This is a genomic window from Pseudomonas sp. efr-133-TYG-103a, assembly GCF_030209235.1.
Lineage (GTDB): Bacteria > Pseudomonadota > Gammaproteobacteria > Pseudomonadales > Pseudomonadaceae > Aquipseudomonas.
Map to the genome: position 1 here is coordinate 36,650 of NZ_JARVSK010000010.1, position 12,433 is coordinate 49,082.

Genomic DNA, 12,433 nt, shown 5'->3' on the forward strand with positions numbered 1-12,433 from the left:
AGTCCGGCCGGGCCTCTGAAGGAGCGACCATGACCCTGCCCAATCCCGCCGAACTGATTCGCCAGATGGCGAACGATCTGAACGCGCACCTGAACAAACGCGGCATCAGCGAGCCTCGCTTCATTGGCATCCGGACCGGCGGTGTCTGGGTCGCGCAGGCGTTGCTCGAAGCGATGGGCAGCCAGTCGCCTCTCGGCACGCTGGATGTCTCTTTTTATCGCGATGACTTCAGCCAGAACGGTCTGCACCCGCAGGTGCGCCCTTCGGAGTTGCCGTTCGAAATCGAAGGCCAGCATCTGGTGCTGATCGATGACGTGCTGATGAGCGGCCGCACGATACGCGCGGCGCTCAACGAACTGTTCGACTACGGCCGCCCTGCGAGCGTGACACTGGTTTCGCTGCTCGATCTGGACGCCGCCGAGTTGCCGATCCGCCCGAATGTGACCGGCGCGACGCTGGACCTGTCTCCGAACGAGCGAGTCAAGCTCTCCGGCCCGACGCCGCTGACGCTCGAACTGCAAGACCTTTCCACCGATTCCGCCGCCCTCTAAGAGTCCTTTGCGATGACGCCTCCCGACGCCAAGCGCCCGCTGCAGCTGAACCATCAGGGTCAACTGCAACATTTCCTCTCGCTCGACGGTTTGCCCCGCGAACTGCTGACCGAAATCCTCGACACCGCCGACTCGTTCCTTGAAGTCGGCGCCCGGGCGGTGAAAAAAGTCCCGCTGCTACGCGGCAAGACGGTGTGCAACGTGTTCTTCGAGAACTCGACGCGGACCCGCACCACGTTTGAACTGGCGGCACAGAGGCTGTCGGCGGACGTCATCACCCTGAACGTGTCGACATCTTCGACGAGCAAGGGCGAGACGCTGTTCGACACCCTGCGCAACCTTGAGGCCATGGCCGCCGACATGTTCGTCGTACGCCATGCCGACTCGGGTGCGGCGCACTTCATCGCCGAGCACGTCAGCCCGCAGGTGGCGATCATCAACGGCGGTGACGGCCGGCACGCTCACCCAACCCAGGGCATGCTCGACATGCTCACCATCCGCCGCCACAAGGGCAACTTCGAGAACCTCTCGGTCGCCATCGTCGGCGACATTCTGCACTCGCGGGTTGCGCGCTCGAACATGATCGCCCTCAAGGCGCTGGGTTGCCCGGACATCCGCGTCGTCGCCCCCAAAACGCTGCTGCCGATCGGCGTCGAGCAGTACGGCGTCAAGGTCTACACCGATCTGGCCGAGGGCTTGAAGGACGTAGACGTGGTGATCATGTTGCGCCTGCAACGCGAGCGCATGTCCGGCGGTCTGCTGCCGAGCGAGGGCGAATTCTATCGGCTGTTCGGCCTGACCACGGCCCGCCTGGCGGGCGCCAAACCTGACGCCATCGTCATGCACCCGGGTCCGATCAATCGGGGCGTGGAAATCGAGTCGGCGGTGGCCGATGGCCCCCATTCGGTGATTCTCAATCAAGTGACGTACGGCATCGCGGTGCGCATGGCCGTATTGTCCATGGCCATGAGTGGCCAAACCGCACAACGCCAGTTCGAGCAGGAGAACGCGCAGTGAAGTTCAGCATCCTCGGCGCTCGCGTCATTGACCCTGTCAGCGGTCTGGATCAAGTCATCGACGTTCACCTGGAAGCCGGCAAGATTCTCGCCCTTGGCGTGGCGCCTGCCGATTTCGAACCGTCGCAAACCATCGACGCTGCCGGCCTGATCGCCGCTCCCGGTCTGGTCGACCTGAATGTTTCCCTGCGCGAGCCGGGCTACAGCCGCAAAGGCTCCATCGCCAGCGAAACCCGCGCAGCGGCGGCCGGCGGCGTGACCAGCCTGTGCTGCCCTCCCCGGACCAAACCGGTGCTCGACACCTCGGCGGTTGCCGAACTGATTTTGGACCGCGCCCGGGAAGCCGGGCACAGCAAAGTGTTCCCCATCGGGGCGCTGAGCAAAGGGCTTGAAGGTGAGCAACTGGCTGAACTGATCGCGCTGCGAGACGCAGGCTGCGTGGCATTCACCAACGGGCTGATGAATTTCCGCAGCAACCGCACGCTCTGCCGCGCCCTGGAATACGCAGCGACCTTCGACCTCACGGTGATCTTCAATTCGCAGGACGACGACCTGGCTCAAGGCGGTCTGGCGCACGACGGTCCAACCGCCGCATTCCTGGGCTTGCCGGGCATTCCAGAAACCGCCGAAACGGTCGCGCTGGCCCGTGACCTGTTGCTCGTCGAGCAGAGCGGCGTTCGCGCGCACTTCACTCAGTTGACCAGCGCGCGCGGCGTGGCGCTTATCGCCCAGGCTCAGGCACGCGGCCTGCCGGTCACTGCGGACGTGGCGCTGTATCAGTTGATTCTGACCGACGAAGCGCTGATCGACTTCTCCAGCCTGTACCACGTCCAGCCGCCGCTGCGCACCCGCGCCGACCGTGACGCGCTGCGTGAGGCAGTGAAGTCGGGCGTCGTTCAAGCCATCTCCAGCCACCACCAGCCTCATGAACGCGACGCCAAACTGGCGCCCTTCGGCGCCACCGAGCCGGGCATCAGCAGCGTCGAGTTGTTGTTGCCACTGGCGATGACCCTGGTTGAAGACGGCCTGCTGGACCTGCCAACGCTGCTCTCACGCTTGAGCGCAGGCCCGGCAGCGGCGTTGCGCCTGCCCGCCGGCCAACTGGCCGCCGGTGCGCCCGCCGACCTGGTCTTGTTCGACGCAGCGGCGTCTACCGTCGCAGGTGAAAAGTGGCTGTCCAAAGGCGAGAACTGCCCGTTCCTCGGCCACTGCTTGCCGGGCGCGGTGAAATACACCTTCGTGGACGGCCGGATCAGTTATATCGGCTAAGTCGACGCGCCGCTCTGTCCTCGCAGGAGCGCGCTTGCCCGCGACGGCATCAGGTCAGACCCTGAAAACTCAGGTCTGACGCCTCGCGGACAAGCACGTTCCTACAGTTCAGCGTTTACCGGCGCTGCACGTTCTTCACCGAAATCTGGTCGTTGAGCGTCCAGAAGTCATACAGCACCCCGATGAACGCCAAACCGCCCGTCAGCAGGTAGAGGATCCCGGTGATCCATTTGCCCTGATACATGCGATGCACCCCGAACACGCCCAGAAACGTCAGCAGAATCCACGCGACGCTGTAGTCGGTCGTGCCGGCGTTGAATCTCAAGTCGGCCTCGCGATCCATCGAGGGAATCAGAAACAGGTCGATCAACCAGCCGATTCCCAACAGACCAAGCGTGAAAAACCAGATCGTGCCGGTCACTGGCTTGCCGTAATAGAAGCGATGAGACCCCGTGAAGCCAACGATCCACAGCAGATAACCCATGAGCTTACTGTGGGTGTCGTGATGCGGAGCGTCGTGCTGATAGGTGTTCATTGGTAACCTCTTTCGTCGCGATAGAAAAAAATATGCGTAACTTTTGTGACTTTGGTGACCCCGTCCGACGTATGGCTTGAACCTATCCTCGTTCGTGCAAACCCTTGTTCTTCAAGGCGATGATCATACCAACGTGACAGTTTGACTGCCGAAACTGACTTTCAGGGCAGTAAATTGTTCGACAAATGGCCTCGGCAACTGGAAAAAAGCTGTTATAAAGTTGCGCGCTGACCAATATGAGCCCTGCCTAATGCGTCCATTTTTGAAGACATGGCTAACTATTTGCCTATTTATGCCACTGGCCGCCCACGCCACCAATCGTGAGCAACCGCTTCCTTCGAGTTTCACCGGCTTCACCGCACGAGCCGAGTCACCGGAAACCGTTTCACGCAATATCGCCGCTCAGCGAGCCGCGATGGCTGCAATCGAAGAGACAGCAACACCGCTTGCAACTTCCGGCAAAAAGTCGCGAGCCACCAAAAGCAAGAACACTTCGGGTTCTCGCAAGATTTCGCAAAACACGGTCGCCCTCGCCGCTTCGGCGCAGATGGGGACCAAGCAAAGCAGCAACGTGGTGAACCGTGCAGTGAAAGCCATCGGTACACCTTATCGTTGGGGCGGCACCAGCCCGACTAAAGGGTTCGACTGCAGCGGACTGGTTAAATACGCGTTCAACGACGTGAGTGAAGTGGATCTGCCGCGCACCTCGAACGCCATGGCCGAAGGTCACGGGCAAAAGGTCGATCGCAAGGATCTTAAGCCGGGCGACTTGTTGTTTTTCAACATCAAGAGCCGCAAGGTGAACCACGTCGCCATCTACCTGGGTGACGATCAGTTCGTTCACGCGCCGCGTCGTGGCAAGTCCGTGACGATCGATACGCTGAAAAAGCCGTATTGGGACAGCCATTACGTGGTCGCCAAGCGCGTGCTGCCCAAGCAGCCGCCTAGCCGCAAAGGCACGACGGTGCGGATCGCTCAGCGCTGATCTGCGACGTTCTGTCTGACGACGGAGAGCCCTGTGGGAGTGAATTCAGTCACGAGCGGATCGTACAGCCGATAGAAACCTGTCGGACGTACGGCCAATCGTGAGTGCATGCACTCCCACAGTCGTTCAAGGCGATCGAATCAGAAGTTATCCGGTGTCTTTGCCTTCTCGCGAGCGCTTTCCCGCGTGATCAGCCCTTTGGCGATCAAGTCCTTGAGGCACATATCCAGCGTCTGCATCCCCAGCGAGCCCCCCGTCTGGATCGACGAGTACATCTGCGCCACCTTGTCCTCCCGGATCAGGTTTCGGATCGCCGAGGTGCCGATCATGATCTCGTGCGCCGCCACCCGGCCACCGCCGACCTTTTTGAGCAGCGCCTGGGAAATGATCGCGTGCAGTGACTCGGAAAGCATCGAGCGAATCATCGACTTTTCCTGAGCCGGAAACACGTCGACGATACGGTCGATACTTTTGGCTGCAGACGTGGTGTGCAGCGTGCCAAACACCAGGTGACCGGTTTCGGCTGCCGTCAGCGCCAGGCGAATGGTTTCCAGGTCCCGCAGCTCGCCGACCAGAATCACGTCCGGGTCTTCACGCAGCGCCGAGCGCAGGGCCTCTGCGAAACCGTGGGTGTCACGGTGAACTTCGCGCTGGTTGATCAGGCTTTTCTTGGACTCGTGAACGAATTCGATCGGGTCTTCGATGGTGAGAATGTGGTGGTGCTTGTTGCTGTTCAAGTAATCGACCATCGCCGCCAGCGTGGTTGACTTGCCCGATCCGGTGGGCCCTGTCACCAGAATCAGGCCACGCGGGACGTCGGTAATCTTGCGAAACACTTCCCCCATGCCCAGCTCTTCCATGCTCAGGACCTTCGAGGGAATGGTCCGGAACACAGCGCCCGCGCCACGGTTCTGATTGAACGCGTTGACCCTGAACCGCGCCACGCCGGGCACTTCGAAGGAGAAGTCCGTCTCCAGATCTTCTTCGAAATCCTTGCGCTGCCTGTCGTTCATGATGTCGTAAATCAGCGCCTGAACCTCTTTCTGGTCCAGCGCGGGCAGGTTGATCCGCCTTACATCGCCATCGACGCGGATCATCGGTGGCAGGCCGGCAGAGAGGTGTAAGTCCGACGCGCCTTGCTTGGCACTGAAGGCAAGCAGCTCGGTAATATCCATACAGCTCCTCATCACATAGAATGCCGCAGACTTTAGCCCTGCTGGCGCAAATCAATGTCCACGATAGCAGAGAACATTTCAACGCTCGCGGAGCGAATTCATAACGCCGCGCAGGCCGCTCAGCGCGACCCGGCATCCGTCGGCCTGCTGGCCGTGAGCAAGACCAAACCGGCAAGCGACCTGCGTGAAGCTCACGCGGCAGGTCTTCGCGACTTCGGCGAAAACTACCTGCAGGAAGCCCTCGGCAAACAGGCTCAATTGAGCGACTTGCCCTTGATCTGGCATTTCATCGGCCCCATCCAGTCAAACAAGACGCGCGCCATCGCCGAGAATTTTGCCTGGGTACATTCAGTGGACCGCCTGAAAATCGCACAACGTCTGTCCGAACAACGCCCCGCCGAACTGCCGCCGCTCAATATCTGCATTCAAGTGAATGTTAGCGGCGAAGCCAGCAAATCGGGTTGCACACCTGAAGACCTGCCAGCCCTGGCACACGCGATCAGCGCCCTGCCCAATCTGAGATTGCGCGGATTGATGGCAATTCCCGAACCTACAGAAGACAGCGACGAACAGAACGCTGCCTTTGCCGCTGTACGTGACTTGCAACATAACCTGAACCTGCCGCTGGACACCCTTTCCATGGGCATGAGCCACGACCTGGAAGCCGCCATCGCACAAGGCGCGACCTGGGTGCGGATCGGCACTGCCCTTTTTGGCGCCCGGAACTATGGGCAGCCTTAACTTTCGCCTCACAGGAAACCGTTCATGAGCAAAACCCGTATCGCATTCATCGGCGCAGGCAACATGGCGGCCAGCCTGATCGGCGGCATGCGCGCCCAAGGCGTCGAGGCTGAACTGATTCGCGCCAGCGATCCCGGCGCCGAAACCCGCGAACGCATCACCCGAGAGCACGGAATCCAGGCCTTCGCCGACAACGCCGAAGCAGTCGAAGGTGCCGACGTGGTGTTGCTGGCGGTCAAACCGCAGATGATGAAAACCGTCTGCGAATCGCTCAAGCCAAGCTTGAAGCCAGATCAGTTGATCGTTTCCATTGCCGCTGGCATCACGTGCGCCAGCATGAAGGCCTGGCTCGGCGAGCAGCCGATCGTTCGCTGCATGCCCAATACGCCGGCGCTGTTGCGTCAGGGCGTCAGTGGCCTGTACGCCACCGATGATGTCACGAGCAACCAGCGCGAACAGGCCGAAGCCTTGCTCTCAGCCGTCGGCATCGCCCTGTGGGTGAATGAAGAAACCCACATTGATGCAGTAACGGCGGTGTCGGGCAGCGGCCCGGCTTACTTCTTCCTGCTGATTGAAGCCATGACCGCCGCCGGCGTGAAGCTTGGCCTGTCGCCCGAGGTTTCCAAGCAACTGGCCGAGCAGACCGCTCTGGGTGCTGCACGGATGGCGACTGAGAGCGATGTCGATGCGGCCGAGCTGCGCCGCCGCGTGACCTCACCTGCGGGCACCACGGAAGCTGCGATCAAGTCTTTCCAGGCCGACGGCTTCGAAGCGATCGTGGAAAAGGCGCTCGGCGCTGCGGCACACCGTTCCGCCGAACTGGCCGAATTGCTGGGTAAATAAGGAGTAGTTCATGAATGCACTCACTGGCGCCACGATCTTTGTTATTCAGACGCTGATCAGCCTGTACCTGACCATCGTCCTGCTGCGCTTCGTGCTGCAACTGGTCAAAGCCAACTTCTACAACCCGCTCAGCCAGTTTGCCGTGCGGGCCACGCAACCGCTGCTCAAGCCCATTCGCCGGATCGTCCCAAGCGTCCTGGGTCTGGACACGTCCTCCCTGCTGCTGGCGATCGTGATTCAGGCGTTGTTGATGGCCTTCGTGCTGATGATGACTTACGGCACCATCGGCGACGTCCCACACCTGTTGATGTGGTCGATCATCGGCATCACGTCGCTGCTGCTGAAGATCTTCTGGGTCGCGATGATCATTATGGTGATCGTCTCGTGGATCGCGCCGGGCACGCACAACCCTGCCGCAGAACTGGCCTACCAGATCAGTGAGCCGATCCTGGCGCCCTTCCGCCGCATCATCCCCAATCTGGGCGGCATGGACATCTCGCCGATCTTCGCCTTCCTGGCCATTCAAGTGCTGCAGTCGTACGTCATGCCCGAACTGGCAGCGTACTCCGGCATGCCGCAGGAGCTGTGGCGGCTGATCTAAATCCCGCCCCACCCTGTAGGAGTGAGCTCGCTCGCGATGACGGTGCGTCAGATACTTAGATGGCATCTGGCACACCGCAATCGCGAGCAAGCTCATTCCTACAGGTACTCATCTGTCCACCGCCCCGTTGTTCGCTTGCCGCTACCCCCCGTGATCTTTAGACTTACGCCTCATTTCAGCGAGAGCAGGGTCGATGTCCACGGTCTTTCCCGAAGATTCTGTCGGTCTAGTCACGCCGCGAACGGCGCATTTCAGCGAGCCACTGGCTCTTGCCTGCGGTCGGTCGCTGGCCGCTTATGACCTCATCTACGAAACCTACGGTCAGCTCAACGCCGCCAAAAGCAATGCGGTGCTGATCTGCCACGCCTTGTCGGGCCACCATCACGCGGCCGGGTATCACAGCGCCGAAGACCGCAAGCCAGGTTGGTGGGACAGCTGCATCGGCCCAGGCAAGCCCATCGACACCAACACGTTCTTCGTGGTCAGCCTCAACAACCTGGGTGGCTGCAATGGCTCGACAGGCCCCAGCAGCATCAACCCGGAAACCGGCAAACCCTTTGGCGCCGATTTCCCCGTATTGACCGTCGAAGATTGGGTGCACAGCCAGGCGCGTCTGGCCGACAGCCTGGGCATCATGCAATGGGCCGCCATCGTCGGCGGCAGCCTGGGCGGCATGCAGGCCTTGCAATGGACCATCACCTATCCGGACCGCGTGCGTCACTGCCTGGCGATTGCCTCGGCTCCCAAGTTGTCAGCGCAGAACATCGCGTTCAACGAAGTCGCACGCCAGGCGATCCTGACCGATCCGGAATTTCATGGCGGCTCGTTCCAGGAACTCGGCGTGATCCCCAAACGCGGCTTGATGCTGGCCCGCATGGTCGGGCACATCACGTACCTGTCCGACGATTCGATGGGCGAGAAATTTGGCCGCGGCCTGAAAAACGAGAACCTCAACTACGACTTCCACAGCGTCGAATTTCAGGTCGAAAGCTACCTGCGTTATCAGGGCGAAGAGTTTTCCGGCCGCTTCGACGCCAACACGTATCTGTTGATGACCAAGGCGCTGGACTATTTCGATCCGGCCGCCAACTTCAACGATGACCTGGCCGCAACCTTCGCCGGTGCGAGCGCCAAATTCTGCGTGATGTCGTTCACCACCGACTGGCGCTTCTCGCCCGCGCGGTCTCGCGAACTGGTGGATGCGTTGATGGCCGCGAAAAAGGACGTCTGCTATCTGGAGATCGACGCGCCACAGGGCCACGATGCCTTCCTGATGCCCATCCCGCGCTACCTGCAAGCCTTCTCCAGCTACATGAACCGAATTGCACTCTGAGGACACCATGAGAGCCGACCTGGAAATCATCCAAGACTGGATACCGGCAGGCAGCCGCGTGCTCGACCTCGGTTGCGGCGACGGCGAATTGCTGGCCTGGCTGCAGCAGAACAAACAAGTGACTGGCTACGGGCTGGAAAATGATGCCGACAACATTGCGCGCTGCGTGTCCCGGGGCGTCAATGTCATCGAGCAGGACCTGGACAAAGGCCTGGGTAACTTTGCCAGCAACAGCTTCGACGTCGTGGTCATGACGCAGGCGCTGCAAGCAGTGCACTACCCTGACCGCATCCTCGACGAGATGCTTCGCGTGGGTCGTCAGTGCATCATCACATTCCCCAACTTCGGTCACTGGCGCTGCCGCTGGTACCTGGCGAGCAAGGGCCGCATGCCGGTTTCCGAGTTCCTGCCCTACACGTGGTACAACACGCCGAACATTCACTTCTGCACCTTCGAAGACTTCGAGGAGCTGTGCCGCGGTCGCTCGGCAAAGGTCATTGATCGGCTGGCGGTCGACCAACAGCATCGCCACGGCTGGGCAAGTAAACTATGGCCTAATCTGTTGGGTGAGATCGGCATCTATCGGGTCAGCAGCCCGACCTTGCAGGATCACCAGATAGCGGTCTGAGCCAACCGACAGGAGAATGATCATGCGTCGTTTGAGTGCAATGCTGAGTCTGCTCATCGCACTTGCAGCTCCGGCGATGGCTGCCGACAGCGCGAGTCTGAACAGGCAACAGCAGTTCGGCGACGTGACCATTCACTACAACGCGTTTGGCTCAGGAATGCTGCAGCCGTCGATTGCCAGGGACAATGGCCTGATCCGCAGCAAGGGCATGGGTGTGATCAACATCACTGCGATCAGAGACGGCAAAACCGTCACAGCCAGCGTCGACGGCTCGGTGGCAGACCTGACCGGCCGCAAGAAAGCGTTGAGCTTCAGGCCGGTCAGCGAAAACGGCTCGGTCAATTACATTGCGCAGTACGACGTCCAGCCCGACACCTCGGCCACCTACATCTTCACCATCAACGTGAAAACCGGTGACGACCAGGCCCACACGCTCAGCTTCAACCAGGAAATCTTTTCGGACCCATGATGAACTTCACCCAGCTCGTACTCGCCAGTCACAACGCCGGCAAACTCAAAGAACTTCAGGCCATGCTCGGCGGCAGCGTGCAATTGCGCTCGATCGGCGAGTTCAGCAGCGTGGAGCCTGAAGAGACGGGGCTGTCGTTCGTCGAGAACGCCATTTTGAAGGCTCGCAACGCCGCACGCATTTCAGGTTTGCCGGCACTGGCTGATGACTCGGGCCTCGCCGTGGATTTCCTCGGCGGAGCGCCGGGTATCTATTCGGCGCGCTATGCCGATGGCAAGGGCGACGCGGCGAACAACGCCAAACTGCTCGACGCCCTGAAGGATGTGCCGGAACACGCGCGCGGTGCGCAGTTCGTCTGCGTGCTGGCGCTGGTTCGTCACGCCGACGACCCGCTGCCCATTCTGTGTGAAGGCCTGTGGCATGGGCGCATCCTGACGGCCGCCAGCGGCGAGCACGGATTTGGCTACGATCCGCTGTTCTGGGTGCCGGAGCGCAATGTTTCGAGCGCCGAACTCAGTCCGGCCGACAAGAACCAGATCAGCCATCGTGCACGCGCCATGGCTATTTTGCGTCAGCGTCTGGAACTGCAATGAATCACGATTCAGACACCCGGCCGCTGATTCTCGGCGCGGCCGGATTCAGCTCCGAGCAGCCAAGAAACCCGCTGACCGAACTGCCTCCGCTTTCGCTGTACATCCATATTCCGTGGTGCGTGCGCAAATGTCCGTACTGCGACTTCAACTCTCATACCGCCAGCGCGGTACTGCCTGAGCAAGAGTACGTCGACGCGCTGCTTGCCGACCTCGATCAGGACCTGCCAAGCGTTTATGGCCGCCCGTTGAGTTCGATCTTTTTCGGCGGGGGCACGCCCAGCCTGTTCAGCGCAGAGGCACTTGGGCGACTCTTGAAAGGGGTCGAGCAACGCATTCCCTTCGCGCCCGATATCGAGATCACGCTGGAAGCCAACCCCGGCACGTTCGAGCAGGTGAAATTCAGCGCATACCGGGCCTTGGGCATCAATCGGCTGTCGATTGGCATTCAGAGCTTTCAGGAAGCCAAGCTCAAGGCTCTGGGCCGCATCCACAATGGCGACGAAGCGGTACGCGCCGCCGACATGGCGCGCCAGGCCGGTTTCGATAACTTCAATCTGGACTTGATGCACGGCTTGCCGGATCAGTCGCAGGACGATGCACTGGGCGATCTGCGCCAGGCCATTGCGCTGGCGCCGACCCATCTCTCCTGGTATCAGCTGACCCTGGAACCCAACACCGTTTTCTGGAATCAGCCGCCGACGCTGCCGGAAGACGACATCCTGTGGGACATTCAGGAGGCCGGTCAGGCGCTGCTGCGGGACAACGGCTACGCGCAATATGAAGTCTCTGCCTACGCGCAACCCGGCCGTCCGGCACGACACAATCTGAATTACTGGAGTTTCGGCGACTTCATCGGCATCGGCGCAGGGGCTCACGGCAAGCTCAGCCACCCGGACGGACGCATCGTACGCACCTGGAAAACCCGGCTGCCCAAGGATTACCTCAATCCGGCCAAGTCGTATCAGGCCGGCGAGAAGCTGCTGGCGCTGGATGAAATGCCGTTCGAATTCCTGATGAACGCGCTGCGCCTGACAAAAGGCGTGGACGCTGCATTATTTCAGCGGCGCACCGGTCTAAGCGTCGATTCGCTCGCCAGCGCGCGTCAGCAGGCTGAACAACGGGGCTTGCTCGAGCCCGACCCGATGCGTCTGGTGGCCACTGCTCGCGGGCAGTTATTTCTCAACGACCTGCTGCAGTATTTTCTTCTATAAGACTCAACGCTAAGGACACTGAATGGACCTCGTACTCGACCTGCTGGCAACTGTCTCGCGCTGGAGTCGCAGCAACCTTTCGGAAATCGCACTGGCGTTGGTGGGCTGTCTGCTGATCCTGTTCGGGGCCGACATCAAGGGCTGGATCGAAGGTCGCATCAGCAGCTTCGCCGGGGCCTTGCGCGTTCCCGTCATGGCCCTGCTGTGCACCATCGGCAGCGGCGCCGCGCTCATCTACGCCACGCCATGGGTCGTGCGCGGGCTGAGCCAGTTCAACAACTACAGCCTGGCGCCGGTGTTGTTGGTGGTGCTGGTGCTGATCGGCGTTGTGGCGGATCGGAAGTGATCCAGGGCTGACACCACGCGCTCGCACGGCGGGCACGTCACCGGTGGCAGCGAGCCTGCTCGCGAAAGCGCCAGTCAGCCAGTGCACTTCTACTAGCTGATCCGAAGCCTTCACGAGCAATCTCGCTCGCACAGTGA

Annotated in this window: 15 protein-coding genes; 13 read left to right on the top strand and 2 right to left on the bottom strand. The window is 60.8% G+C overall.

The genetic code is table 11. The features are described from left to right. Nucleotides 1-29: 29 nt before the first annotated feature. Genes pyrR through QRN36_RS07945 form a run of 3 tightly spaced genes read left to right on the top strand, consistent with a single transcriptional unit; the run spans nt 30 to nt 2,836 of the window. Nucleotides 30-551 carry a bifunctional pyr operon transcriptional regulator/uracil phosphoribosyltransferase PyrR gene (pyrR, locus tag QRN36_RS07935; RefSeq protein ID WP_093468260.1) on the top strand — a complete coding sequence of 174 codons (522 nt, stop codon included), beginning with the start codon at nt 30-32 and terminating at the stop codon, nt 549-551. Nucleotides 552-563: 12 nt separating this feature from the next. Next, a complete protein-coding gene (locus QRN36_RS07940) occupies nt 564-1,568 on the top strand; it encodes an aspartate carbamoyltransferase catalytic subunit (RefSeq protein ID WP_093468257.1) in 1,005 nt (334 codons plus the stop codon). After that, the gene (locus tag QRN36_RS07945; RefSeq protein WP_285423554.1) at nt 1,565-2,836 is read left to right on the top strand and encodes a dihydroorotase; all 1,272 of its coding nucleotides are present in this window, start codon (nt 1,565-1,567) and stop codon (nt 2,834-2,836) included. The genes QRN36_RS07940 and QRN36_RS07945 overlap by 4 nt, the downstream gene beginning before the upstream one ends. Before the next feature lie 115 nt (nt 2,837-2,951). Here QRN36_RS07945 and QRN36_RS07950 read toward each other — a convergent pair whose 3' ends face one another. Beyond that, nucleotides 2,952-3,371, bottom strand: a complete 420-nt coding sequence (locus QRN36_RS07950; protein WP_285423555.1) for a TM2 domain-containing protein — start codon at nt 3,369-3,371, stop codon at nt 2,952-2,954. 250 nt (nt 3,372-3,621) lie between these two features. Between QRN36_RS07950 and QRN36_RS07955 the strand changes: the two genes are divergently transcribed. Beyond that, entirely contained in the window at nt 3,622-4,356 is a 735-nt protein-coding gene (locus tag QRN36_RS07955) for a C40 family peptidase (RefSeq protein ID WP_285423666.1), read from the top strand. A gap of 140 nt (nt 4,357-4,496) precedes the next feature. Here the strand turns inward: QRN36_RS07955 and QRN36_RS07960 are convergent, their stop codons facing one another. Continuing rightward, complete coding sequence (locus QRN36_RS07960) at nt 4,497-5,531, bottom strand: type IV pilus twitching motility protein PilT (RefSeq protein WP_093468246.1); 1,035 nt, start codon at nt 5,529-5,531, stop codon at nt 4,497-4,499. 54 nt (nt 5,532-5,585) lie between these two features. On the opposite strand from QRN36_RS07960, the gene QRN36_RS07965 reads away from it, so the two are divergent. The 9 genes from QRN36_RS07965 to QRN36_RS08005 all read left to right on the top strand — a co-directional run bounded on the left by QRN36_RS07965 (nt 5,586) and on the right by QRN36_RS08005 (nt 12,296). Then, nucleotides 5,586-6,272: a YggS family pyridoxal phosphate-dependent enzyme gene (locus tag QRN36_RS07965; protein WP_285423556.1), complete on the top strand. Its 687-nt coding sequence runs from the start codon at nt 5,586-5,588 to the stop codon at nt 6,270-6,272. Between the two features lie 24 nt (nt 6,273-6,296). Beyond that, on the top strand, nt 6,297-7,115 hold the full coding sequence (proC, locus tag QRN36_RS07970) for a pyrroline-5-carboxylate reductase (RefSeq protein WP_285423557.1): 819 nt from the start codon (nt 6,297-6,299) through the stop codon (nt 7,113-7,115). A 10-nt stretch (nt 7,116-7,125) separates the two neighbouring features. Beyond that, nucleotides 7,126-7,716 carry a YggT family protein gene (locus QRN36_RS07975; protein WP_093468237.1) on the top strand — a complete coding sequence of 197 codons (591 nt, stop codon included), beginning with the start codon at nt 7,126-7,128 and terminating at the stop codon, nt 7,714-7,716. 193 nt (nt 7,717-7,909) lie between these two features. Continuing rightward, nucleotides 7,910-9,049, top strand: a complete 1,140-nt coding sequence (locus QRN36_RS07980; RefSeq protein ID WP_285423558.1) for a homoserine O-acetyltransferase — start codon at nt 7,910-7,912, stop codon at nt 9,047-9,049. Nucleotides 9,050-9,056: 7 nt separating this feature from the next. After that, nucleotides 9,057-9,677 (top strand): methionine biosynthesis protein MetW, encoded by a 621-nt coding sequence (gene metW, locus QRN36_RS07985; protein WP_093468231.1) that lies wholly within the window; start codon nt 9,057-9,059, stop codon nt 9,675-9,677. Between the two features lie 22 nt (nt 9,678-9,699). Then, complete coding sequence (locus tag QRN36_RS07990) at nt 9,700-10,146, top strand: DUF4426 domain-containing protein (protein WP_285423559.1); 447 nt, start codon at nt 9,700-9,702, stop codon at nt 10,144-10,146. Continuing rightward, nucleotides 10,143-10,739: an RdgB/HAM1 family non-canonical purine NTP pyrophosphatase gene (gene rdgB, locus QRN36_RS07995; RefSeq protein WP_093468225.1), complete on the top strand. Its 597-nt coding sequence runs from the start codon at nt 10,143-10,145 to the stop codon at nt 10,737-10,739. The genes QRN36_RS07990 and rdgB overlap by 4 nt, the downstream gene beginning before the upstream one ends. After that, a complete protein-coding gene (hemW, locus tag QRN36_RS08000; RefSeq protein WP_285423560.1) occupies nt 10,736-11,950 on the top strand; it encodes a radical SAM family heme chaperone HemW in 1,215 nt (404 codons plus the stop codon). Before rdgB ends, hemW begins: the two co-directional genes overlap by 4 nt. Nucleotides 11,951-11,972: 22 nt before the next feature. After that, complete coding sequence (locus QRN36_RS08005; protein WP_093468219.1) at nt 11,973-12,296, top strand: DUF3392 domain-containing protein; 324 nt, start codon at nt 11,973-11,975, stop codon at nt 12,294-12,296. Nucleotides 12,297-12,433 lie beyond the last annotated feature (137 nt).

Coding starts and splice junctions, on each gene's coding strand:
- pyrR (WP_093468260.1), top strand. CDS start 30: ATGACCCTGCCCAATCCCGCCGAACTGATTCGCCAGATGGCGAACGAT.
- QRN36_RS07940 (WP_093468257.1), top strand. CDS start 564: ATGACGCCTCCCGACGCCAAGCGCCCGCTGCAGCTGAACCATCAGGGT.
- QRN36_RS07950 (WP_285423555.1), bottom strand. CDS start 3,371: ATGAACACCTATCAGCACGACGCTCCGCATCACGACACCCACAGTAAG.
- QRN36_RS07955 (WP_285423666.1), top strand. CDS start 3,622: ATGCGTCCATTTTTGAAGACATGGCTAACTATTTGCCTATTTATGCCA.
- QRN36_RS07960 (WP_093468246.1), bottom strand. CDS start 5,531: ATGGATATTACCGAGCTGCTTGCCTTCAGTGCCAAGCAAGGCGCGTCG.
- QRN36_RS07965 (WP_285423556.1), top strand. CDS start 5,586: ATGTCCACGATAGCAGAGAACATTTCAACGCTCGCGGAGCGAATTCAT.
- proC (WP_285423557.1), top strand. CDS start 6,297: ATGAGCAAAACCCGTATCGCATTCATCGGCGCAGGCAACATGGCGGCC.
- QRN36_RS07975 (WP_093468237.1), top strand. CDS start 7,126: ATGAATGCACTCACTGGCGCCACGATCTTTGTTATTCAGACGCTGATC.
- QRN36_RS07980 (WP_285423558.1), top strand. CDS start 7,910: ATGTCCACGGTCTTTCCCGAAGATTCTGTCGGTCTAGTCACGCCGCGA.
- metW (WP_093468231.1), top strand. CDS start 9,057: ATGAGAGCCGACCTGGAAATCATCCAAGACTGGATACCGGCAGGCAGC.
- QRN36_RS07990 (WP_285423559.1), top strand. CDS start 9,700: ATGCGTCGTTTGAGTGCAATGCTGAGTCTGCTCATCGCACTTGCAGCT.
- rdgB (WP_093468225.1), top strand. CDS start 10,143: ATGATGAACTTCACCCAGCTCGTACTCGCCAGTCACAACGCCGGCAAA.
- hemW (WP_285423560.1), top strand. CDS start 10,736: ATGAATCACGATTCAGACACCCGGCCGCTGATTCTCGGCGCGGCCGGA.
- QRN36_RS08005 (WP_093468219.1), top strand. CDS start 11,973: ATGGACCTCGTACTCGACCTGCTGGCAACTGTCTCGCGCTGGAGTCGC.